At 71.6% G+C, this 21,236-nt stretch carries 20 protein-coding genes; 7 read left to right on the top strand and 13 right to left on the bottom strand.

The annotated features are described in order from the left end of the window. Nucleotides 1-59 precede the first annotated feature (59 nt). Nucleotides 60-851 carry a maleylpyruvate isomerase family mycothiol-dependent enzyme gene (locus OG992_RS07365; protein WP_266302768.1) on the top strand — a complete coding sequence of 264 codons (792 nt, stop codon included), beginning with the start codon at nt 60-62 and terminating at the stop codon, nt 849-851. 42 nt (nt 852-893) lie between these two features. On the opposite strand, the gene OG992_RS07370 is transcribed toward OG992_RS07365, so the two are convergent. Both OG992_RS07370 and OG992_RS07375 read right to left on the bottom strand, forming a co-directional pair. Continuing rightward, nucleotides 894-2,093 carry an RtcB family protein gene (locus OG992_RS07370; RefSeq protein ID WP_238682701.1) on the bottom strand — a complete coding sequence of 400 codons (1,200 nt, stop codon included), beginning with the start codon at nt 2,091-2,093 and terminating at the stop codon, nt 894-896. A gap of 127 nt (nt 2,094-2,220) precedes the next feature. Further along, nucleotides 2,221-2,346 carry a hypothetical protein gene (locus tag OG992_RS07375; RefSeq protein ID WP_266302769.1) on the bottom strand — a complete coding sequence of 42 codons (126 nt, stop codon included), beginning with the start codon at nt 2,344-2,346 and terminating at the stop codon, nt 2,221-2,223. Nucleotides 2,347-2,455: 109 nt separating this feature from the next. On the opposite strand from OG992_RS07375, the gene OG992_RS07380 reads away from it, so the two are divergent. After that, complete coding sequence (locus tag OG992_RS07380; protein WP_238682700.1) at nt 2,456-3,415, top strand: YafY family protein; 960 nt, start codon at nt 2,456-2,458, stop codon at nt 3,413-3,415. Here the strand turns inward: OG992_RS07380 and OG992_RS07385 are convergent. After that, nucleotides 3,403-3,864, bottom strand: a complete 462-nt coding sequence (locus OG992_RS07385; protein WP_266302770.1) for a hypothetical protein — start codon at nt 3,862-3,864, stop codon at nt 3,403-3,405. The two genes, OG992_RS07380 and OG992_RS07385, sit on opposite strands and share 13 nt — an antisense overlap. Before the next feature lie 24 nt (nt 3,865-3,888). After that, on the bottom strand, nt 3,889-5,196 hold the full coding sequence (locus OG992_RS07390) for an RICIN domain-containing protein (protein ID WP_266302771.1): 1,308 nt from the start codon (nt 5,194-5,196) through the stop codon (nt 3,889-3,891). 158 nt (nt 5,197-5,354) lie between these two features. On the opposite strand from OG992_RS07390, the gene OG992_RS07395 reads away from it, so the two are divergent. After that, nucleotides 5,355-6,542, top strand: coding sequence for a spore photoproduct lyase family protein (locus OG992_RS07395; RefSeq protein ID WP_266302772.1), 1,188 nt, complete (start codon nt 5,355-5,357; stop codon nt 6,540-6,542). An 18-nt stretch (nt 6,543-6,560) separates the two neighbouring features. On the opposite strand, the gene OG992_RS07400 is transcribed toward OG992_RS07395, so the two are convergent. Next, nucleotides 6,561-7,409: a M15 family metallopeptidase gene (locus tag OG992_RS07400; protein WP_266302773.1), complete on the bottom strand. Its 849-nt coding sequence runs from the start codon at nt 7,407-7,409 to the stop codon at nt 6,561-6,563. Nucleotides 7,410-7,648: 239 nt separating this feature from the next. On the opposite strand from OG992_RS07400, the gene OG992_RS07405 reads away from it, so the two are divergent. Further along, nucleotides 7,649-8,686: a LacI family DNA-binding transcriptional regulator gene (locus OG992_RS07405; protein ID WP_238682695.1), complete on the top strand. Its 1,038-nt coding sequence runs from the start codon at nt 7,649-7,651 to the stop codon at nt 8,684-8,686. 135 nt (nt 8,687-8,821) lie between these two features. On the opposite strand, the gene OG992_RS07410 is transcribed toward OG992_RS07405, so the two are convergent. The 3 genes from OG992_RS07410 to OG992_RS07420 all read right to left on the bottom strand — a co-directional run bounded on the left by OG992_RS07410 (nt 8,822) and on the right by OG992_RS07420 (nt 11,722). Continuing rightward, the gene (locus tag OG992_RS07410; RefSeq protein ID WP_266305170.1) at nt 8,822-9,505 is read right to left on the bottom strand and encodes a peptidylprolyl isomerase; all 684 of its coding nucleotides are present in this window, start codon (nt 9,503-9,505) and stop codon (nt 8,822-8,824) included. A gap of 232 nt (nt 9,506-9,737) precedes the next feature. After that, complete coding sequence (locus OG992_RS07415; protein ID WP_266302774.1) at nt 9,738-10,946, bottom strand: D-alanyl-D-alanine carboxypeptidase family protein; 1,209 nt, start codon at nt 10,944-10,946, stop codon at nt 9,738-9,740. 47 nt (nt 10,947-10,993) lie between these two features. Beyond that, nucleotides 10,994-11,722 (bottom strand): MerR family transcriptional regulator, encoded by a 729-nt coding sequence (locus tag OG992_RS07420; RefSeq protein WP_266302775.1) that lies wholly within the window; start codon nt 11,720-11,722, stop codon nt 10,994-10,996. 166 nt (nt 11,723-11,888) lie between these two features. Here OG992_RS07420 and OG992_RS07425 point away from each other — a divergent pair, with 166 nt between their 5' ends. After that, nucleotides 11,889-14,168: an excinuclease ABC subunit UvrA gene (locus OG992_RS07425; RefSeq protein ID WP_266302776.1), complete on the top strand. Its 2,280-nt coding sequence runs from the start codon at nt 11,889-11,891 to the stop codon at nt 14,166-14,168. A 45-nt stretch (nt 14,169-14,213) separates the two neighbouring features. Here OG992_RS07425 and OG992_RS07430 read toward each other — a convergent pair whose 3' ends face one another. The 5 genes from OG992_RS07430 to OG992_RS07450 form a co-directional block, all read right to left on the bottom strand. Beyond that, nucleotides 14,214-14,633, bottom strand: a complete 420-nt coding sequence (locus OG992_RS07430) for a protein-tyrosine phosphatase family protein (protein ID WP_266302777.1) — start codon at nt 14,631-14,633, stop codon at nt 14,214-14,216. A gap of 797 nt (nt 14,634-15,430) precedes the next feature. After that, nucleotides 15,431-15,991 carry a hypothetical protein gene (locus OG992_RS07435; protein WP_266302778.1) on the bottom strand — a complete coding sequence of 187 codons (561 nt, stop codon included), beginning with the start codon at nt 15,989-15,991 and terminating at the stop codon, nt 15,431-15,433. 892 nt (nt 15,992-16,883) lie between these two features. Then, nucleotides 16,884-17,528, bottom strand: coding sequence for a response regulator transcription factor (locus tag OG992_RS07440; RefSeq protein ID WP_266302779.1), 645 nt, complete (start codon nt 17,526-17,528; stop codon nt 16,884-16,886). Beyond that, on the bottom strand, nt 17,519-18,694 hold the full coding sequence (locus OG992_RS07445) for a sensor histidine kinase (RefSeq protein WP_266302780.1): 1,176 nt from the start codon (nt 18,692-18,694) through the stop codon (nt 17,519-17,521). The genes OG992_RS07440 and OG992_RS07445 overlap by 10 nt, the downstream gene beginning before the upstream one ends. A gap of 85 nt (nt 18,695-18,779) precedes the next feature. Continuing rightward, complete coding sequence (locus OG992_RS07450) at nt 18,780-19,562, bottom strand: DedA family protein (RefSeq protein WP_266302781.1); 783 nt, start codon at nt 19,560-19,562, stop codon at nt 18,780-18,782. A gap of 82 nt (nt 19,563-19,644) precedes the next feature. On the opposite strand from OG992_RS07450, the gene OG992_RS07455 reads away from it, so the two are divergent. Beyond that, on the top strand, nt 19,645-20,343 hold the full coding sequence (locus OG992_RS07455; RefSeq protein ID WP_266305171.1) for a carbon-nitrogen hydrolase family protein: 699 nt from the start codon (nt 19,645-19,647) through the stop codon (nt 20,341-20,343). A 65-nt stretch (nt 20,344-20,408) separates the two neighbouring features. Continuing rightward, nucleotides 20,409-21,212, top strand: a complete 804-nt coding sequence (locus OG992_RS07460) for an alpha/beta fold hydrolase (protein WP_266302782.1) — start codon at nt 20,409-20,411, stop codon at nt 21,210-21,212. Nucleotides 21,213-21,236 lie beyond the last annotated feature (24 nt).

The raw sequence follows: 21,236 nt of genomic DNA on the forward strand, positions 1-21,236 counted from the left end.
GCCGGCGGCCACGTCCGGTAGCGTCCCGACCATCGTCGAAAATCCGTTTGAGGAGATCCATGTCGACCCCTGCTGACCAGATCATCACAGCTCTGCGCGCGGGCCACGAGGAGCTCGCCGCGCTCGTACGGGACCTCAAGGAGGACGACCTGCTCCGGCCGTCGGGGGCCAGCGAGTGGCAGGTCTCCCAGGTGCTGAGCCACCTGGGCAGCGGCGCCGAGATCAACCTGGCGACGCTGGACGCCGCCCGTTCCGGCGCGCCCGGCCCGGACGGGGACTTCAACCGTGGCGTCTGGGCACGCTGGGACGCGATGGCCCCGGCCGAGCACGCCGCCGGGTTCCTCGCCACGAACGAACGGCTGGTCGAGGCGTACGAGGCGCTGGACGCCGAGACCCGGGCCTCGATGCGGATCGACCTCGGCTTCCTGCCGGAGCCGGTCGACGTGGCCACCGCGGCCCGGTTCCGGCTCAGCGAGTTCGCCCTGCACCAGTGGGACGCCGAGGTGGCGTTCAACGGGTTCGCGGCGGTGACGCCGGGAGCGGTGCCGCTGCTGCTCGACCAGATCGGCGGCATGCTGGCCTGGACCAGCCGACCCCAGGAGCTGGCCGGCCGGGAGGCCACGGTGCTGGTCAGGCTGCACGCGCCCGAGCGGACGTTCGGGCTGCGGCTGGGCGAGAAGGTCGAGATCGTCGACGCGCCGGAGCGCCCCGACGGGGAGCTGGTGGCCCCGGCCGAGGCATGGCTGCGGCTGGCCACCGGACGGCTCGGTCCCCAGCACACCCCCGACGGGGTGCAGGTGACCGGCTCGGTGACCCTCGACGACCTGCGCCGGGTCTTCGTCGGCTTCTGACCAGCGGCCGTGCGGGCCGGTTTCCCCGGCCCGCACGGCACGTCAGCCCTTCACGCAGACCACCTGCTTGAGGTGCGCGACCACCTCGACCAGGTCCTCCTGCTGGGCCATCACCTCGGTGATGTCCTTGTACGCGCCGGGGATCTCGTCGACCACCCCGGCGTCCTTGCGGCACTCCACCCCGGCGGTCTGCGCGGCCAGGTCCTCGGTGCTGAAGGTCCGCTTGGCCTGCGCCCGAGACATCCGACGCCCTGCCCCGTGCGACGCCGAGCAGTACGCGTCGGCGTTTCCCCGTCCCCGCACGATGTACGACCCGGTGCCCATCGACCCGGGGATGATGCCCAGGTCACCCCGGCCGGCCCGGATGGCGCCCTTGCGGGTCACCAGCACGTCCACCCCGTCGTAGCTCTCCTCGGACACGTAGTTGTGGTGACACGAGATCGACTCGTCGAAGGACACCTGCGGGAAGTGCTCACGCACCACGCCGCAGAGCAGGGCCAGCATGACCGCCCGGTTGCGCCGCGCGTACTCCTGCGCCCACCAGAGATCCCGCCGGTACGCGTCCATCTCCGGCGTCCCGGCGAGGAACACGGCCAGGTCCCGGTCCGGAAGGTCGGCGTTGTGCGGCAGCCCCCGGGCCACCCCGATGTGCCGCTCGGCCAGTTCCTTGCCGATGTTGCGGGACCCGGAGTGCAGCATCAGCCAGACCCGCCCCTCGTCGGGGCCGCCCTGCTCCAGGCAGACCTCGATGAAGTGGTTGCCCCCGCCGAGGGTGCCGATCTGCCGCTGCGCCCGCGTCTCCAGCTGCGCCACCCGCCGGTCCAGGCCGGCGAACCGGCCCCAGAAGTCGTTCCAGCCGGCCTGCTCCAGGCCCCGGATCCGACGGGTGTCGACCGAGTCCTTGCGCTGGGCGAAGCCGACCGGAATGGTGGCCTCGATCGCGGCGCGCAGCCCGGCCAGGTCGTCCGGCAGGTCGGCAGCGGTCAGCGAGGTACGGACCGCCGACATCCCGCAGCCGATGTCGACGCCGACCGCGGCCGGCGAGACGGCCTGCCGCATCGCGATCACCGAGCCGACCGTGGCGCCCTTGCCGAAGTGCACGTCGGGCATGACGGCGACACCCTGCACCCAGGGCAGCGCGCCGATGTTGCGCAGCTGCTTGGCGGCCTGCGCCTCGATGGCGTACGGGTCGGTCCAGACCCGGACCGGTGCCCGGGTACCGGCGAGGGGGGTGAATCCCATCGTGGTCTCCTTCTGTCGTGCGGTGACCGTTAATGATCATATTTGGCGGCCAGCGGCGGTGCGCGGATACGAAAGGGCCGCCCGATCCCGGTGGGATGGGCGGCCGGCGGACGCGTCAGCGTCGGCGTCAGTCGCGCCACCCCGGCTCGTTGCGCCGCGATGGGCGGTAGGCACGGGTTTTGGCGGTGATCTGCAAAGGGGTGCCGGCGGAGAGCAGGCACCAGCGGGCGTCGGTGCGGACGCGTCGCGACATGGCGTACTCCCCTCGGGTGTCATCGGTTGACCTTGCACCGACGAGACTAGGAGGGCCACGGCACGTCCGCAATGGATATCCCCGCTAGCCGTAGGGCAGACTCGCGAACATGGTGGAGACCTCCGTGCGCCTGCTGCGGCTGCTGACTCTCCTGCAGGTGCGCCGGGAGTGGTCCGGCGCCGAGCTGGCCGAGCGGCTCGCGGTCACCACCCGCACGGTACGCACGGACGTGGAGCGGCTGCGGGTGCTGGGCTACCAGATCGAGTCACACCCGGGGGTCGCCGGCGGCTACCGGCTCGGTGCCGGGTCGGCGCTGCCACCGCTGCTGCTCGACGACGACGAGGCCGTGGCGGTGGCCGTCGGGCTGCGAGCGGCAGCCGGCGGCTCGGTGACCGGCATCGAGGAGACCTCGCTGCGGGCGTTGGCCAAGCTGGAGCAGTCGTTGCCGTCACGGCTGCGGCACCGAGTGGACGCCCTACGCTCGGCGACGGTCTCCGCCGCGGGCGGTGGCCCGACAGTGGACGCCGACACACTCACCGCCGTCTCCACGGCCGCGCACCGTCGGGAGCGGCTGCGGTTCGACTACGCCGGCCACGACGGCACGGTCAGCGTGCGCGACGTCGAGCCGTACCGTCTGGTCTACACCGGACGGCGGTGGTACCTGCTGGGGTGGGACACCGACCGGGCCGACTGGCGGACGTTCCGCGCCGACCGGATCCAACCCCGGGTGCCGACCGGCCCACGCTTCGCGCCGCGGGAGCCACCAGGTGGCGACGCGGTCGCGCACGTGCTGCGCGGCGTCGGCTCCACGGCCTGGCCACACCCCGCCCGGGTACGCCTGCACGCGTCGGCCGAGGCGATGGCGCAACGGATCCCCACCACGGCGGGCCTGCTGGAGGCGATCGACGAACGCGCCTGTCTGCTGCACACCGGCGGCGAGTCGCTGGGCAATCTCGCCGCCTTCCTCAGCACGCTGGCTGTCGATTTCGACGTGCTCGACCCACCGGAGCTGCGCACCGTCGTCCGGGACGTCGCCGCCCGGTTCGCTCGCGCCGCTCAGGTGTCGTAGACCCCGTCCCAGGGCGGATCGAACCCCAGGTCGTCGGGGAGGAACTCGGCGTGGTCCGCGCCGTCGTACTCGTGGGACCAGTCGACCAGCCCGAAGACGTGCCCGTCGACCTCGACCTGGAACAGCCGGACGGCGATGTCAGCGAAGACCCGGCCGGGCAGGGCGTCCAGCCACTCGGCGAGGCGAGCCTCCGCCCGATCGATCGAGGCTTCCTCGTCCTCGCTGGTGCCGGCGAACCAGATGTCGGAGTCGGTGTGCACACCGTCGGTGTCGAACCGGTGCAGCACCGCGTACCAGCGCTTGTGGCGGTACCAGTCGTCTTCGGCTCCGGCACCGTCCTCAAGGGTGGCGGTGACGGAGCCGAAGAACTGACCCTTGTCGTAGTGGCCGATCGTGCTGGTGCGGTAGTCGGGCTCGTGCGCGATCGGCACCAGGTCGGGAATCGCCATGGCCGAGAGGCTACGGCAGTAGATCTATGCCTGCGGCACCAGCCGGAAGGACTGCGCCGCGGTGCCGTTGCAGGTGTATTGGATGAGTTGGACGCTGTCCGCGGTGGACGCACCCGGGACGTCGAGACACTTGCCGCTGGAGCGGTTGACCAGGCGGTAGTAGCCGCCCCCCTCGGGCTCGGCCCGCCACTGCTGGTTGTTGCCGCCGCTGTAGGACCAGAGCTGAATCGGCGCCGAGTCGGCGGTCGACCGGTTCGTCACGTCGAGCACCTGGGCGCTGTTGTTGCGGTTGTTCACCCGCAGGTACCCGCCGCTGGTCGGCACGAACTGGTACTGCTGCGCGGTGCTGCTGTTGCACGCGTACTGCTGGATGGCGGTGCCGTTCGCGCTGGCCGCGGCCCGGGCGTCCACGCACTTGCCGCTGGCCCGGTTGACCGCTGTGTGCCAGGCGGTCGGCGAGATGCCGTCGGACGGCGGGGGCGTGGTCGGCGGGACGGTGCCGACGCCTGCCAACCAGTGCAGCCCGTCGATCAGCAACTGGTTCTGCTGCGCGCTGTCGAACGTCGACGACAGCCCGGTGTTGGTGCTGTAGTTCATCTCGTTGTGGCCGAAGTTGGCGTAGAGCATCTTGTACTGCCGGTTGCTCCAGACGAGCGGGTAGTAACCCCCGTACCAGGACTGGTTGGGGTCCGTGCCGACCGGGAAGCTGGACGGGTCGACCGAGGCGAGGATGTCGATGTTGGGGTTCTGCCGCAGGTCGTTGCTCCAGGAGTACCACTCGCTGATCGACGACGGGAACGTCGCCGGGAGGTTCCGGGTGGCGGCGTGGGTGCGGTTGTCGGCGCGCATCGTGACCCGGGTGGGTCCCCAGGTGTTCGTCTGGAACGAGCCGGTGCCGAGGAAGGTGTTGTAGTACCAGCTCCAGCTCGACGGGTTGGTGGTGAACGCGCTGACGTGGAAGCCGAACCACCCCCCGCCGTTCTGCACGTACTGCTGGAACGCGGCGCGCTGCGCGGCGGGCGGCGCGTCGTCCAGGAACATGACGACCTTGTACTGGGCCAGGTTGGCGGTGTTCAGCAGGCCCCAGTTGTTGGTGGCCTCCCAGGAGAAGCCGTGCTGGGCGGCGGCCTGCGGGAACCAGGCTCGGGCGTCCTTGACGAAGTCGATGTGCGCGGCGTCCCAGGTGCCGTTGTAGAAGGCCAGGACCTTGAACGTCGGGGCGGCCTGGGCGCTGCGTGAGGCGTTGACCGCGAGACCGGCGGTCAACGCGACGACCAGGGCGACGAACAACGACAGGATCCGTCTGGTACGGGAGGAGAGTTCTGCGATCACCTGATCGTCCCTTCGGTCGGGACGCGCGCCGCCGCGTCGATGTGCATCTGTTCACAAGGTTTACAGATAGATGGAAGGTTATGCGCTCCGGTTGGGCGGAGTCAATCGCGGGGCGACCGATCGGGTGGGATTCCTGCGGCAACGGGTACCCCGGCCGGATGACCAGCCCGGACGCCGTCGACGTCGACCAGCCGCTCGCCGTGGACGTACCCGCCGCGCCGCACGACGCCAGCGGCGAACGTGTGCCGACCCGCGATCTGGCCGGCCTCGCGCCGCCGGCCCGGTCGGCACGCCGCTGGACCCCGAGCCGGGTGGTGGCCACCCCCGCCGCGCTCGACCACCCACACGGCCAACGGATCGTCGAGCGGGTGCGGGCACTCGGTATCGAGGTGGAACACCTGCGCGCCAACCGGCTCACCGGGGTACGCGGGCAGACCGACCGGGAGACCTACGCCCGGGCCAAGTCGACGATGGCGATCGTGGTGAGCCCACCCGCGCGGCGCGTCCTGCAACCCATCGCGCCCAGCGCCGACTGGCGGGTCGACCTGGCCGAGGGCTGCCCCGCGCACTGCCAGTACTGCTACCTCGCCGGATCCCTGTCCGGCCCACCGGTGACCCGGGTGTACGCGGACCTCGACGACATCCTCACCGGGCTGAACGCGTACGCCGGACGTGGCACGGTGACCAGCCGCAACGCGCGGCGCGCCGACGAGGGCACCACCTTCGAGGCGTCCTGCTACACCGACCCGCTCGCCCTCGAGCACCTGACCGGCAGTTGGCGGCGCGCGGTGCAGCACTTCGCCGACTGGGACGCCCCCGTACAACTGCGCTGGACCACCAAGTACGCCGACGTGGACACCTTCGTGGGGCTGCCGCACGCCGGCCGGACCCGGGTCCGCTTCAGCGTCAACTGCGCCCCGGTCAGCGAACGGTTCGAGGGTGGCACCGCCCGGGTGCCGGACCGCCTCGCCGCGCTGCGCCGGCTCGCCCTCGACGGCTACCCGGTCGGGCTGACCATCGCGCCGATCATCGCGCTGCCGGACTGGCCGGAGCACTACGGCGAACTGCTCGATCACGTCCGCGCGGCGGTCGACGGGGTGCCGGACCTGGATCTGACCGCCGAGCTGATCACCCACCGGTTCACGCCGGGCAGCAAGGAGGTGCTGCTCGGCTGGTACCCGCGCACCCGACTGGAGATGGACGAGGAGTCCCGCACCCGTAAGCACGGCAAGTTCGGCGCGGTGAAGTACGTCTACCCGCGTGAGCAGATGACCGAGCTGCGCGACTGGTTCACCGCCGAACTGACAGCCCGCGTGCCCGCCTGCCGAATCCTCTACTGGACCTGACCTCGGGCCCAGGGCGGGTCAGCCGACCGAGGAGCGGGCGACCGGGGCGGCGAAGAACGTGTCCGGGTACGGCTCGTCGCGCAGGCTGTAGTGCCACCACTCGCGGTCGTAGTTGACGAACCCGGCGTCGGTCATCAGCCGCTGCAACAACCGGCGGTTGTCCCGCGCCGTCCCGGTGACGCGGGGGTCGGCGGTGTGCGCCCGCGAGTCGAAGCAGTCGAAGCCCGTACCCATGTCGATGCTGTTGTCAGCGAAGCGCTGCCCGCGCGGGGCCGTGCAGGCGACCAGCGGTTGCCCGACCCGGTACGGAGGTTGGCTGGCGGCGGGCTCGTCGACCAGTGTCAGGTCCAGGGTGCTGCCGCGGCTGTGCGCGGTGGGCGCGCCGATGTAACCGTCGGCGAAGAGCCGGTTCTTGGCCAGGTCCGGGTAGAACTCGGCCTTGGTCTGCTGCTCGTCGGGGCGCTTCGACCAGGCGACGAAGTCGTCCACCGCCGGTTGCGGGCGGTAGCAGTCGTACACCTTGAGGCTGTGCCCACCGGTCAGCGCGGCGTCCTGTACGCGGCGCAACGCCTCGGCCGCCTGCCGGGTGAGCAGGCACAGCGGCTCGCGGTAGCCGGTGATCGGTCGGCCGACGAAGTTGTGCGGTGTGGCGTACCGGATGTCGGCGTGAATGCGCGGGTCGAGGTCGGTCAGCACCACGAACCCCGGCAGCGCGGCCGCCACGGAGGTGGACGGGGTCGGCGCGGGAGTGGGTGTGGGGCTCGCCGACGTCGGCTGCGGCGCGGCCGGCGCGGGGCGGGGCTCCGGCCGCGAGCAGCCGCCGAGCAGCGCGGCGAGCGCGAACACGACGGCCAGGCGGAAGCGCACGAGTCCTGTCTATCAGCCCGGCCAGGGTCACCATCCCAGGATCCCTGTGGTCCATCGAGCGAAAGTGACCGGAAAAAGTCCGGAACTTTTCCGCAACTCAAGCGAAGCTTCGATCGACCTGGCATGTCGTCAACCCCCGTCGGTGAGGCAAGATGACGCGTGGAACGGGCACGCCGTTTCGGGACACACGGTGGGCGACGCCTGGTGGTCGTTCCTCCGGCTCGGTGAAGGAGACGCGGGTGGGCGCGGACGACGGACGCAGGGTGACCATCACCGCGATCGCACGGGAGGCCGGGGTGTCGGTGCCGACCGTGTCACGGGTGCTCAACGGGCGCTCCGATGTGGCCCCGGACACCCGGGAGCGGGTCGAGGAGTTGTTGCGCCACCACGGCTACCGGCGTCGCACCAGCCGCAGCGTTCGCCGTGCCGGTCTCGTCGACCTGGTCTTCAACGACCTGGACAGCCCCTGGGCCGTGGAGATCATCCGGGGGGTGGAGGATGTCGGGCACGGTGCGGGCGTCGGCACCGTGGTCTCCGCGATCCACCGGCAGCCCACAGCGGCTCGGCAGTGGTTGCAGAACCTGCGCACCCGGGCCACCGACGGCGTCATCTTCGTGACCTCGCATCTGAGCCCGCCGCTGCACGCGCAGCTGCGTCGCCTCAACGTGCCAGTGGTGGTCGTGGACCCGGCCGGGGTGCCGGCCATGGACGTGCCGACGATCGGCGCCACCAACTGGGCCGGCGGGCTCGCCGCGACCGAACATCTGCTCGCGATCGGGCACCGGCGCATCGGTTTCGTGGCCGGGCCGACGCACCTGCTGTGCAGCCGGGCCCGGCTCGACGGTTACCGGGCCGGGCTGGAGGCCGCCGGGGTGCCGGTGGACGACGCGCTGATCTACCCGGGCGACTTCTACCACGCCTCCGGTTTTGCCGGCGGGACCGCGCTGCTCAACCTCGCCGACCCGCCGACCGGCATCTTCGCCTCCAGCGACCAGATGGCCTTCGGCGTCTACGAGGCCATCCGGCGCCGCGGGCTGCGCGTGCCGGACGACGTGAGCGTGGTGGGGTTCGACGACCTGCCGGAAGCCCGCTGGGCCTCACCGCCACTGACCACAGTGCGCCAACCGTTGGTCGAGATGGGACGGTTGGCGGCCCGGACCGTTCTGCGCCTGGCCCAGGGCGAGGGCATTGACTCGCCCCGGGTGGAACTCGCCACCGAGTTGGTCGTCCGGGACAGCACCGCCGCCCCGCTGACCGGGTCGCCCGCCTCGACGTGACGGCCGGAACTGCGTCGGAAACCGGTTGGACCGGTTCCGGTCCGTTCCCGAAAATTCCGGCGAGGTCCTGCCCGACCGAGCGCCCCCCACGGCGGGCGCGGTGAGCAACCGACGGTCACCCACCGCGCCGCGCTGTCAGTGGTGGTGCCAGCGGACGGCCTTGCGGATGGTCACCGGCAGTGCGGGCGCGCCGTCGACCGGCGCCGGGTCCTCGGCGGTCGGCGCCACTCCCCCGGCGGCGATCCGGTCCAACGCGGCCAGGCCGGCGCCATCGACCTCGCCGAAGATCGTGTAGTGGGGACGCAGCGCGGAGTTGGCGTAGACCAGGAAGAACTGGCTGCCGTTGGTGTCCGGCCCGGCGTTGGCCATGGCCAGCACGCCCCGGGCGTACACCCGGCGCTCCCCGGTCGGGTCGGTGGGCGCGGGCGGCAGGTCGGTCGGCAACTCGTCGCGATAGCGGTAACCCGGGCCGCCCTCGCCGGTGCCGGACGGGTCACCGCACTGCAGCACGCTCAGCGTCGGGTAGGCGGTGAGACGGTGGCACGGGGTGCGGTCGTAGAACCGCTTGCGCACCAGGTGCAGGAAGCTCTGCACCGTGCACGGCGCGGCGGCCCGGTCCAGTGTCAACCCGATCGGCCCGTGATTGGTCGCCAGTGTCACCCGGACACTGCCCCGAGACGGGGTGCGTCGCGGGTCGGGCGGCAGCGGCACCGGCCGGGCGGCGGGTTCGTCCGGGGTCTCGGTGTACGCGCACGGGCCGTGGGTGGTGCGCGGCGGTCGGGTGGCGGCGTCGACAGTCACGAGCGGCGCGGCGGAGATGCCCGCCGAGTCGGCCGACGGGCCCGGGGCGGCGAGCGCGGTGGCGGACGAGCCGACGACCAGCGCCCCGGCGAGCGCTGTCACCCCCGCGAGGCGGGTCAGGGCGCGCACCGGCCGGCGGGGTGCCGCCACTGCGGGGCGCGGTTCGAGTTCACTCGACACAGGGATCCTCCTGGACTGGTGGTGCCAGAAAGACCGGAGTCTATGGACGGCAGCGCCCGATGTCGATCCGTCAGAGCATCCGGCGGCGACGCCGCCACAGCAGGCCGCCCAACAACGCCACCACCGTCGCGCCGCTCACCGCGGTCACCGACCAGAGCCACTCCGAGCCGGTACGCGCGGGCCCACTGGCCGCCGCCGGCCGGGGCGCGCCGGGTGCCGCCAGCGCGGACGGCACCGCCGAGGGGGTGGCGGTCAGCTCGCCGGGCTCGACCAGCCGACCCACGGCGGCGTCCCGGGGCACTGTGAAACCCCAGTCCAGCAGGGCCGCACCCTGCTCCCAGCCGCGTACCGGTGCCGATTCGGCGCCCAGCAGTGTCACCACCAGCCGCCGCCCGCCGCGTTCCGCCGCCCCCACGTAGGTGTGCCGGGCCAGATCGGTGAAGCCGGTCTTGCCGCCGAGCGCCCCCGGGTACCGGTAGATGAGCTGGTTCTCGTTCTGGATCTCGAAGCCCTTGGTGCGTTGCGCCGGCTGGGGCGGAATCGACGTCTGCTCGGTCAGCGCGTACCGACGGAAGTTCGGCTCGGCGAAGCAGGAACGGGCGATCAGCGCCAGGTCGTACGCGCTGGTGAACTGCCCCTCGCCGTCCAGCCCGGACGGGGTGACCGCGTGCGTCTGGAGGGCGCCGAGGTGGTGCGCCTGCTCGTTCATGGCGCGCACGCCGGCGGCGCTGTCCGTCCCGCTGCCGAGTCGGGCCAGCGCGTTGGCGGCCTCGTTGCCGGAGTTGAGCAGCAACCCGAGCCAGATGGTCTCGATGGTGTACCGGCCGCCCGCGACCAGGCCCACGGCCGAGGAGCCGGGTTCGATGTTCATGTCCGCGTCGGTGACGGTGACCGTCTGCCTCGGGTCGAGCTTGGGCATCATCGTGGCCGCCAGCAGGAGCTTCTGCACGCTCGCCGGTGTGCCGTACTCGTGGGGGCCGCAGCCGCCGAGCACCTGGCCGCTGTCCAGGTCGGCGACCAGCCACGACGTGGCGGTGACCCTGGGTGGCGCGACGACGCCGGCCGGCACGACCAGGCCGGCCGTGTCCAGCGCCGCGCCGCCGATCGTCCGTTGCTCGGGAACGGCGGGTGGAGGCGACGGCCGGGGTGGGCGGGACGCCGCCGGCGCCGGGACCCGGGGGCAGCGCACCGTCGGCGCGGCGGACGCTCCCGTCGCACCGACCGGCACGGGAGCGAGCAGGACGGCGGACGTCGTGGCCGCCAGCAGCGCAGCTCTCATGTGCCCGACCCTAGTCAGGAAGATCGCCCGGCGGGACGGGATGCCGGTCAACTCGCGTCGCCGCGACCGCATAGGTAGTCGTGCAGCGCGGCGCTACCCCGCAGCCGGCGCAGGCTGCGGGTGTGCAGCTCCTGCTCGCGGCGGCCCAACTCGGCGCGGACCCGCTGGGCGCTCCCGGTGGTCCGCAGCTCGCCCAGCACCGCGGCGATGATCTCGAACGGGTACGCGCCCCGGCGCAGCAACGCGATGACCTGCGCCGCGCGAAGCTCCGCCTCGTCGTACACCCGGTAGTTGGTGCCCGGGGTGCGGCCCGGCCGCAGCAGCTCGCGCTCCTCCCACAGCCGCAGCTGTGAGGTCCGGACCCCGACCAGGGCGGCGACCTCGCCGATGCGGACGCCGTGGCGTGGCACGGGCCGGGCCGCGGGTGGGCTGGCCAGCACGGTCTCGAAGGCGCCGAGCACCCGTCGGATCTCGGCGCGTTCCCGGTCCAGCTCGGCATGGCCGCCGTCGAGCGCCGCCAGGGCCGCCGGCAGGTCACCCGTGTGCACCGCCGCCATGATCTCCCGGGTACGGCTCCAGCCGTGCCCCTCGGCCAACCGCCGCGCCACTGTCAGCGCTCGGGCGTGCTCGGTGGTGAAGATCCGGTAGCCGCTGGCGGTGCGGCGCACCGGAGGCAGGACCCCCAACTCGACGTAGTTGCGCACCTGCTGCACCGAGATCCCGACGGTGGCCGCCAGGTCCACGGCGCGCAGCCGATCCTTCGAGGCGACGTCCACGCGAGCCACCGTACCGCTTACGACGTGATTTGAGACTTTACGGGGCGTAGTGCTTCGGTGCGCGCTCGGAGTTCACCAGAACTGTCTACATGGGGATGAATGAGACAATGGAACCCGCCAGTGCCCGGCGGGGCAAAGTCCCGCCACGATTCCGTGAAGGGTTCGTATGTCGCAGCCAGCATGGTCCGCCGCCGACAGCCACGACATGATCGAGGTACGCGGAGCGCGGGAGAATAATCTCGCCGACGTCTCGGTCGACATCCCCAAACGCCGGCTGACCGTCTTCACCGGCGTCTCCGGGTCGGGCAAGTCGTCGCTGGTCTTCGGCACCATCGCCGCCGAGTCCCAGCGCATGATCAACGAGACCTACAGCGCGTTCCTCCAGTCGTTCATGCCGAACCTCAACCGTCCGGACGTCGACTCGCTGCGCAACCTCAGCGCGGCCATCGTCGTCGACCAGGAGCGGATGGGGGTCAACTCCCGCTCCACCGTCGGCACCGCCACCGACGCGTACGCCATGCTGCGGATCCTCTTCAGCCGCCTCGGCCAGCCGTCCATCGGCGGCGCCGGGGCGTTCAGCTTCAACCTGCCCGAGGGCATGTGCCCCACCTGCGAGGGGCTGGGCCGGGTCTCCGACCTCGACGTCAACGAGCTGGTCGACGTCGAGCGCTCCCTCAACGACGGCGCGATCACCGTGCCCAACTTCGCTGTCGACTCCTGGTACTGGCAGACCATCGTCGGCTCCGGCCTGTTCGACCCGGACGTCAAACTCCAGGACTTCACCCCGCAACAGTGGGAGGACTTCCTGCACAAGCCGGCCACCAAGATCAAGGTGGGTAGCAACAACTGGACGTACGAAGGGCTGGCGGTCAAGGTCAAGCGGCTCCTTCTGAGCAAGGACCGCGAGTCGATGCAACCCCACATCCGCGCCTTCGTCGACCGGGCGGTCACCTTCACCAGCTGCGGCGACTGCGGCGGCACGCGACTCAACGCGGCGGCCCTGTCATCACGGATCGCCGGGCTCACCATCGCCGACTGCTCGGCCATGCAGATCAGCGACCTGGCCGCGTTCGCCCGCACCGTCGACGACCCCGGGGCCGCGCCACTGGTCGCCAACCTCCGCGACCTGCTGGACTCCCTGGTCGAGATCGGTCTGGGCTACCTCAGCCTGGACCGCGAGTCGGCAACCCTCTCCGGCGGCGAGGCGCAACGGGTGAAGATGGTCCGGCACCTCGGCTCCAGCCTCTCCGACGTCACGTACGTCTTCGACGAACCCACCGTCGGCCTGCACCCGCACGACATCGCCCGGATGAACGACCTGCTGCTGCGGCTGCGCGACAAGGGCAACACCGTGCTGGTGGTGGAACACAAACCGGAGACCATCGCCATCGCCGACCACGTGGTCGACCTCGGACCGGGCGCCGGCACCGACGGCGGTCGGATCTGCTTCACCGGCGACATCCCCGGCCTGCGCCGCTCCGACACGCTCACCGGGCGGCACCTGGACCACCGGGTGACACTGCGCTCCGACGTGCGCCGGCCGACCGGGCAACTCGCCATCCGCCAGGCCGACCTGCACAACCTGCACGACGTGGACGTGGACATCCCGCTCGGGGTCCTCACAGTGGTCACCGGCGTGGCCGGCTCCGGCAAGAGCTCACTGATCCACGGGTCGCTGCGCGGCCGGTCCGGGGTCGTCATCGTCGACCAGTCCCCGATCCGCGGCTCACGGCGCAGCAACCCCGCCACCTACAGCGGGCTGCTCGACCCGATCCGCACCGCCTTCGCCAAGGCCAACGGGGTCAAGGCCGCGCTGTTCAGCGCCAACTCCGAGGGCGCCTGCCCGACCTGCAAGGGAATCGGGCTCATCTACACCGACCTGGCGATGATGGCCGGCGTCGCGAGCGTCTGCGAACGGTGCGAGGGGCGACGCTTCACCGACGAGGTGCTCACGTACACGCTGCGCGGCAAGAACATTCACGAGGTGCTGACCATGTCGGTCACCGAGGCGTACGCGTACTTCCCGCACGTCATCCTCGGTCGGCTGGTCGACGTCGGGCTGGGCTACCTCAGCCTCGGCCAGCCGCTGACCACCCTGTCCGGCGGGGAGCGGCAACGACTCAAGCTCGCCATCCACCTGGCCGAGAAGACCACCACGTACGTCCTGGACGAGCCGACCACCGGCCTGCACCTGGCTGACGTGGACCAACTGTTGGCCCTGCTCGACCGGATGGTCGACGCCGGAAACACGGTGATCGTCATCGAGCACCACCAGGCGGTCATGGCACACGCCGACTGGCTCATCGACCTCGGCCCCGGCGCCGGTCACGACGGTGGCCGCATCGTCTTCACCGGCACACCGGCCGAACTGGTCGCCACCGGCGACACCCTCACCGCCAAGCACCTCCGCGAGTACGTCAACCCGGCGGTGGTCGGCCAGGGCTGACACCGCCGGTGGCGCACCGGCGGCGGCGCACCGGCGGCGGCGGTGTCAGGTGACGTGGCGCAGCCAGCGCCGCTGCCAGGGGGTCTCCACCGCCTTCGGGTGGTAGCCGGCCCGCACCCACGGCACCGCCCGCTCGACCGGCAGACCGTCGAGGATCGCGAGTGCGGCCAGGGCCGTTCCGGTACGACCCACCCCACCCCGACAGGCCACCTCGACACGTTCACCGTCGTGGGCCCGTCGCAGCGCCTCCCGCAGGACGTCGAGGGCTTCGGCAGGGTCGAGCGGCACCCAGAAATCGGGCCACCGGATCCGTCGGTGCGGCCAGGCCGGCTCCGGACCAGGTGCCAGCAGCACGGCGAAGTCGGCGGGCGGGGCCGCGTCAGCGACGCGGCGTCCGCGCACCGTCGCCCCACTGGGGAGCACGAGTACGCCCGACTGCTCGGACCACGGCTGGGCGTCAGTCATCCGGACATTGTGCCGCGACGCTCTGACGGATGAGCACAGACAGCGCCGCCCCCAGCCGGTGGGCCGGGGGCGGCGCTGGTGTCGGTGTGCAGGTCGCCTCTCGGCGAGTGGCACGACGCGGCTCCAGCCGAACGGTATTCCGCGAAGGCGATATTAGGTGAGGCCCGGGGACACTGAGTCACACCGACACCCTCCACAACCAGCCCGCACCCCGCGTTGTTCCCCGGCTCCACCCAGCCCACCCATCCGATCGCACCGCCCGGCCGTCCCGCCGCGTGGCGGTAACACTGCCCCGCCGGGCCGCTCCGCCGCCGGGTCCCATCGCCGCCGGGCCGCTCCGCCGCCGGGTCCATCGCTGCCGGGCCGCTCCGGCGCCGGGCCGCTCCGGCGCCGGGCCGCTCCGGCGCCGGGTCCCATCGCTGCCGGGCCGCCCGCCGCCGGGTCCCATCGCTGGACAGCGGTCGCCTCACGACCACAACACCCGCCAACGCGCCACCCTTCGGCTAGAACCCACGAGATCTTGGACAGTTTCCGTTACGGCAGAACGGAAACCGTCCAAGATTTGCTGGTGACCGGACCGCGCCATCCGCTTCTGGCAGCGCGGCATCCGCTTCCGGCGGCACCCGGCGGCGCGGCGATCCGCGACCAGCGACTATGTATCTGCCGCACATGGAGACGGAAGTGCCGCTGGCCGGCACCCGGGGTTGCGGGTGCCGGCCAGCGGTCGGTGTCCTGCTGTCATCGTGCCGTGCCGTGCCGTGCCGTGGTGCGGTGCTGCGGTGGTGCTGTGACGCGGGTCAGCTGTTCCAGTGCTGGCCGACGAGGTCAGCGGCCTGCTGCTCCCACTGGGCGTAGGCGTCCGGGTACGCCGAGACCTGTACGGTCTGCGCGGCGTCGGTCAGGGCCATGTCCTGCCACCCGTCGACCTGCTTCAAGCCCTTGAGGAACGCGGTGGTGGAGTAGGCGGGGTCGGTGATCTGCTCCGGCGTGCCCCAACCACTGGACGGGCGCTGCTGGAACAGGCCCAGCGAGTCGTGGTCGTTCAGGTCGCCCAGGTGACCCAGGTTTTCCAGCTTGGACTCCTGCAGGCTCGTCGCGATCGAGATGACCGCGGCCCGCTCCGGCAGGCCGGCCTTCTTCGCGGCGGCGATGATCGCCTTCACGTTCGCGGTCTGCTCGTCGTTGAGGCTGATGTGGGACTGGTCGCCCTCCGACTTCGGCGCCGCCGACTGCACGGTGACCGCGACCGGCTTGGCATCCACCGGGTTGGCGTGGGCGGCGATCGGGCCGGCGAACACACCACCGGCGAACGCGAGACCAGCAACAGACAGCATGCTCTTACGGAAGATCGTGTTCATGGGGGTAGCTCCTTCGGGGGTAGAACACCCACACCGCCAAAATGGGGGGAACGGCGGTTGATGGGTGTGAGCACCTCGTCCGGCGCTGCAACTAACAACGGGGAAAAAGTCTTGGGGGGTGACACCGTGTGGGGCGTCGGGTCGGCGACCTGCCGAGCCGGGGGGCTCGTGGCGCCGGGACCCTCTGTAACGACCCGGGGGCCGGGGTCATTCCGGGGTGGCCCACCTGCCTGCACCCTCGTCGAGGCGGTGCCTGCGGTCGTTCGTGGGGACTGCAACGACCGGGGGGCCGGGGTCATTCCGGGATCGGCCCACCCGTCGGCACCCTCATCGCGGCGGCGCCTGCGGTCGTTCGTGGGGGTCGTAACGACCGAGCGCGGATCGGCATTCCAACCCGGCGCGACCAGCCCTCGGGGTCGGGCGGCCGGTCGGTGGTGCTGCGATCGTCAGGGTGTGTAACGACCCCGGCCCGGCCATGATTCCGGCCCACGAGTGCGCCCGACCACACCCCACAAACCCCCACCAACGACCAAACCACCCACACCCACCGGAACCCCTGGCGCCTAATCGCCCCTCACCCGCTTGATCCACTCGGGTTCACGGAAGGCGGGGCATCCCGGACGCCGGGACACCCCGACATCAAGGAACCCGAGTCGATCATGCCGGGCCCGGCCCCCGCGTGCCCGGCGTCCGATCCCGCATGGCTTGCCTGGTCCGCGCCTGCACGGCCCCAGACCCGCATGGCTTGCCCGGCCCGCACCTGCACGGCCCCTGATTCCGCAGGCTGGACCGGCCGCCGCGCCCGGCCTACGAGGATGCCCGCACTACGAGGGTGCCCGGCCTACGAGGATGCCCGGACTACGAGGGTGCCCGGACTACGAGGATGCCCGGCCTACGAGCCCAGGTAGCGCAGGATTGCGAGGATTCGCCGGCTGTAGCCCGTTGTGTGTACGAGGTCGAGTTTGTCGAAGATGGCGTTGACATGCTTCTCGACTGCGCTCTGCGATACATGCAGCCGCTGGGCGATGGCAAGGTTCGTGTGCCCCTGTGCCATCTCGTGCAACACGTCCCGTTCCCGCGGTGTGAGCCGACCGAACGGGTCGGGTCGGGTCGAGCCGGCCACCACCTGACGGACCACCTCCGGGTCGAGGGCGGTGCCTCCGGCGGCGACCCGGTCGAGTGCGTCGAGGAAGTCGTCCACCTGGGCGACCCGGTCCTTGAGCAGGTAGCCGACTCCCTCGGGACGGTCCGCGAGCAGCCGTCCGGCGTAACGCCGCTCCACGTACTGGGAGAGCACGAGGACTCCGGTGTCGGGCCACCGACGACGGATCTCCAGGGCGGCCCGTAGCCCGTCATCGGTGTGGTTGGGTGGCATTCGGACGTCGGTGACGACCACGTCGGGACGGGATCGTCCGACCGCCTCGACAAGCTGGTCGGCGGTCGCGACCGCCGCGAGTACCTCGTGCTCCTCGTCGGCGAGTAGCCGCGTCAGGCCCTCCCGGAGCAGCGTCGAGTCTTCGGCGAGGACTAGCCGCACGGCAGCTGCGCCAGCACTGTCGTCGGACCGCCGGCGGGGCTGGTCACCAGCAGCCGGCCGTCCAGCGCGGCGACCCGTCGCGCCAGTCCGGACAACCCGCGTCCGGTCGGTTCCGCCCCGCCGATGCCGTCGTCGTGTACGCGCATTCGGATCCACCCATCCCGTACTCCGATGTCGACAGTGACCAGGGTAGCGGCGGCGTGTTTCGCGGCGTTGGTGAGCGCCTCGCAGGCCACGAAGTACAGCACCGTCTCGACCTGCCGCTCGGGGCGGACGGGCAGCTCGCAGCGGATCCGCACGGGCACCTCGGATCCGCGGGCGACGATGGCCAGGACCTCGCCCAGATCGCTGTCGTCCAGTGCTGACGGGTAGACCCGCCACGCCACCTCGCGCAACTCTTCGATGGCCCGCTGCACGTCCTCGTGCGCCTGGGCGAGCAGTGCGTGTGTGCGGTCGGCGTCGCGGGCGCGCCGGGCTCTGCCGAGCAGCATGCCGAGGGCCACCAGCCGCTGTTGGAGGCCGTCGTGCAGGTCGCGTTCGATGCGCTGCCGTTCGGCGTCGACCGCGGCGATGACCCCGGCCCGACTGGTGGTCAGCTCGTGGACCCGCCGCGTCAGCTCCGCCCGACTTCCCGGCCCGAGCAGTCGTCGGGCCAGCCGGATGTCCAGCGCGGCGATGCTGGCAACGGCCTGAACGTTGAGCAGCAACAGCACCGCCCCGACGCCGATCTGGGACAGGGCGTCGAGGAGTGTCAGCTCTCCGCGCACCGCCGCGCGCAGCACGATCCCGGCCAGCACCACGCCGACGCCGAGCACGGCGTACGCCAGCAGGCCGAGCGTGCCGGGTAACAGTCGGGCGGCCAGGTACCCGAGCTGCCGCCGGGTCGCCACGGTGATCGGCGCGGGCAGATCCTCCGCGGCGAGCAGCCCGACGAGGCGGCGATGTTCCATCCGCACCAGCCGCCCCCCGTACCGGTCGGTCAGGCCGGCAACCCGATGGCCGGCCGCAGGCGCGACAGCGCGCACGCTGGATGCGGCGGCCGCGACGGCGAGGAAGGCGAACTCGACGGCGGCCGTCGCGATGCCGACGGCGACGCCGAGCGGCAGCCGAAGCCACCGCCTGCCGGTCCGCCGCTCCCCCACCATCTCGCCCGCCTTCCGCACCACGCCTCTTCTCCTGCTCTGCGTCATCTGACCCGCCCGCACGCGACCCCGGGGTGTGGCGCGTGGGGTGGAGGAGAAGAAGAGGGGGCTATCGCTCGTCCGAGGCCCACGAGCCGCTTCGGTAGAGGGTGCCGCGACCCCCCGGGTCGGGCATCCCGTCCAGTTCGCTCTGCTCGGGTTCGGTCGGCTCGGGGTTGCGGGCGGCGCGGCGGGCTTTCAGCACGCGGGACCCGACGAACCAGACGGCCGCCGCCACGCAGACCACGATCACCACTTTCTGAAGCGTGCCGACGTAGCCCTCGACGAGGTGCCAGTTGTCGCCCAGCAGGTAGCCGGCGAGCACGAATGTGGTGTTCCAGATCAGGCTGCCCAGCGTGGTGTAGAGCAGGAACGTGGTCACCGGCATCCGCTCCACGCCCGCCGGGATGGAGATCAGGCTCCGGAAGATCGGGATCATCCGGCCGAAGAAGACCGCCTTCACACCGTGCCGCAGGAACCACGCCTCGGTCCGGTCCACGTCGCTGAGCTTGACCAGCGGAAGCCGGGAAACGATGGCGCGCATCCGGTCGCGCCCCAGGGCCGCGCCGATCAGGTAGAGCGCGAGCGCGCCCACCACCGAACCCAGCGTGGTCCAGAAGATCGCACCGACCAGACTCATCCGTCCCTGCGCGGCGACGAACCCGGCCAGCGGCAGGATCACCTCACTGGGGATCGGCGGGAAGAGGTTCTCCAACGCCACCGCCAGGCCGGCACCCGGCCCGCCGAGTCGTTCCACCAGGTCGGTGACGTAGCCGACGATCCCGTCCTGTGGTGGCTCCGCTGCGGCGGCGGGGGTTCCGGTGGCGAACACGGCGTGGGACGTTCGAATCATGCGCCCACGTTACGAAGTCATCCTGAGAGCCGACCATGGGGCCGACCGCCCGACCGCGCGAGTCGACCACACCGGTGGGGGTGTGGAGAGCCGCACCCCGCTGCGGCTCGCCGTGGTCCAGCCGCCGTGCGTACCCCTGGATGTCGCGGTAAACGCGCGGGCGCACGCCGCCGCGGTCCGCGCGGCGCGCGCCCGAGTGGTGGTCTTTCCGGAGCTGTCGCTGACCGGGTACGAGTTGGACGCGCCGGTCGTGTCGGTCGACGACCCGCGGTTGGCGCCGCTGGTCGAGGCGTGCGCCGAGGCGGGTGCGCTGGCCCTGGTCGGTGCGCCGGTCACCGGTGACCACATCGCGATGCTGGCGGTTACCGGCGGCGGTGCGACGGTGGCGTACCGGAAGATGTGGCTGGGGGACGCGGAGGCCCGTCGCTTCCGGCCCGGCGACGCGCCGGTCGTGCTGGATGTGGACGGTTGGCGGCTGGGGCTGGCGATCTGCAAGGACACCGGCGTGGCCGCGCATGCGGACCGGACGGCGGCGCTCGGGATCGACGTGTACGCGGCGGGCGTCCTGGAGTCGGCCCGCGACGCCGCCGTGATAGACCAGCGGGCGCACCGGATCGCCACGGCGCACCGGGTCTGGGTGGCGGTGGCGAGCTTCGCCGGGTCGACCGGCGGTGGCTACACCGAGGCGGCGGGGCGCTCGGGTGTCTGGACGCCGGACGGCGAGGTGTACGCCCGCGCGGACACTGGACCGGGCGAATCGCTTAGCGTCAGCATCGGGTGACTGGGCGGTCGACGTCGGACCCATCCCCTAGCGTGCGGCAGTGTCACCGACACGAGGAGGAGCGCATGGCCGAGGCCACGACGACCGGCACGGTCCGCTCGGCGGACGGCACCACCATCGCCTACGAGCGCAGCGGCGCCGGTCCCGCGGTGATCCTGGTGGATGCGGCTGGCGGGTTCCGCGAGATGGGCCCGATGAGGTCGCTGGCTGCCCACCTGGCCGAGGAGTTCACAGTGCTGGCCTATGACCGGCGGGGCCGGGGGCAGAGTTCCGACACGTCTCCGTACGCGCCACAGCGGGAGGTCGAGGATCTACAGGCCCTGATCGAGGGCGCGTCCGGCGGTTCGGCAGCCCTCTACGGTTTCTCCTCGGGGGCGGTGCTGGCGCTCCTCGCCGCGACCGGCGGCCTGTCGGTCACCCGGCTGGCCCTGCTGGAGCCGCCGTTCACGCAGGACGAGCAGTCGACTGGCGATCCGGGCCTGGCCGCGGACATCACCGAACTGGTCGCCGCCGGCCGTCCGGGTGATGCGATGCTGCATTTCCAGCGCAGCATCGGTGTGCCCGCCGAGTTCGTCGACGGGATGCGCGACGGGCCGGGCTGGCCGGCCATGGAGGCCTTGGCGCACACCCTGGTGTACGACCTCACCCTGCTCACGGCCCTACCTGCCGAGGCACTGACCGCACTCACGATCCCGACGTTGGTGCTCGACAGCGCGCAGAGCGACGCACGGCTGCACGGCTGGGCACAGGGGGTGGCCGAAGCGCTGCCAGCGGGGCGGCACCGGACGCTGCCCGGCGAGTGGCACGGTGTTTCGGTTGACGTGCTGGCACCGGTGCTTGCCGACCATTTCTCCGGCCGCGCCGACTGAACGGCGACTCCTGGCACCTGTCGT

The organism is Micromonospora sp. NBC_00362 (assembly GCF_026342155.1).
Classification (GTDB): Bacteria; Actinomycetota; Actinomycetes; order Mycobacteriales; family Micromonosporaceae; genus Micromonospora; species Micromonospora hortensis.

Bases quoted from the DNA above. Each gene is read 5' to 3' on its own strand.
- OG992_RS07365 (WP_266302768.1), top strand. From the start codon at position 60: ATGTCGACCCCTGCTGACCAGATCATCACAGCTCTGCGCGCGGGCCAC.
- OG992_RS07370 (WP_238682701.1), bottom strand. From the start codon at position 2,093: ATGGGATTCACCCCCCTCGCCGGTACCCGGGCACCGGTCCGGGTCTGG.
- OG992_RS07375 (WP_266302769.1), bottom strand. From the start codon at position 2,346: ATGTCGCGACGCGTCCGCACCGACGCCCGCTGGTGCCTGCTCTCCGCC.
- OG992_RS07380 (WP_238682700.1), top strand. From the start codon at position 2,456: ATGGTGGAGACCTCCGTGCGCCTGCTGCGGCTGCTGACTCTCCTGCAG.
- OG992_RS07385 (WP_266302770.1), bottom strand. From the start codon at position 3,864: ATGGCGATTCCCGACCTGGTGCCGATCGCGCACGAGCCCGACTACCGC.
- OG992_RS07395 (WP_266302772.1), top strand. From the start codon at position 5,355: ATGACCAGCCCGGACGCCGTCGACGTCGACCAGCCGCTCGCCGTGGAC.
- OG992_RS07415 (WP_266302774.1), bottom strand. From the start codon at position 10,946: ATGAGAGCTGCGCTGCTGGCGGCCACGACGTCCGCCGTCCTGCTCGCT.
- OG992_RS07425 (WP_266302776.1), top strand. From the start codon at position 11,889: ATGTCGCAGCCAGCATGGTCCGCCGCCGACAGCCACGACATGATCGAG.
- OG992_RS07430 (WP_266302777.1), bottom strand. From the start codon at position 14,633: ATGACTGACGCCCAGCCGTGGTCCGAGCAGTCGGGCGTACTCGTGCTC.
- OG992_RS07435 (WP_266302778.1), bottom strand. From the start codon at position 15,991: ATGAACACGATCTTCCGTAAGAGCATGCTGTCTGTTGCTGGTCTCGCG.
- OG992_RS07450 (WP_266302781.1), bottom strand. From the start codon at position 19,562: ATGATTCGAACGTCCCACGCCGTGTTCGCCACCGGAACCCCCGCCGCC.
- OG992_RS07460 (WP_266302782.1), top strand. From the start codon at position 20,409: ATGGCCGAGGCCACGACGACCGGCACGGTCCGCTCGGCGGACGGCACC.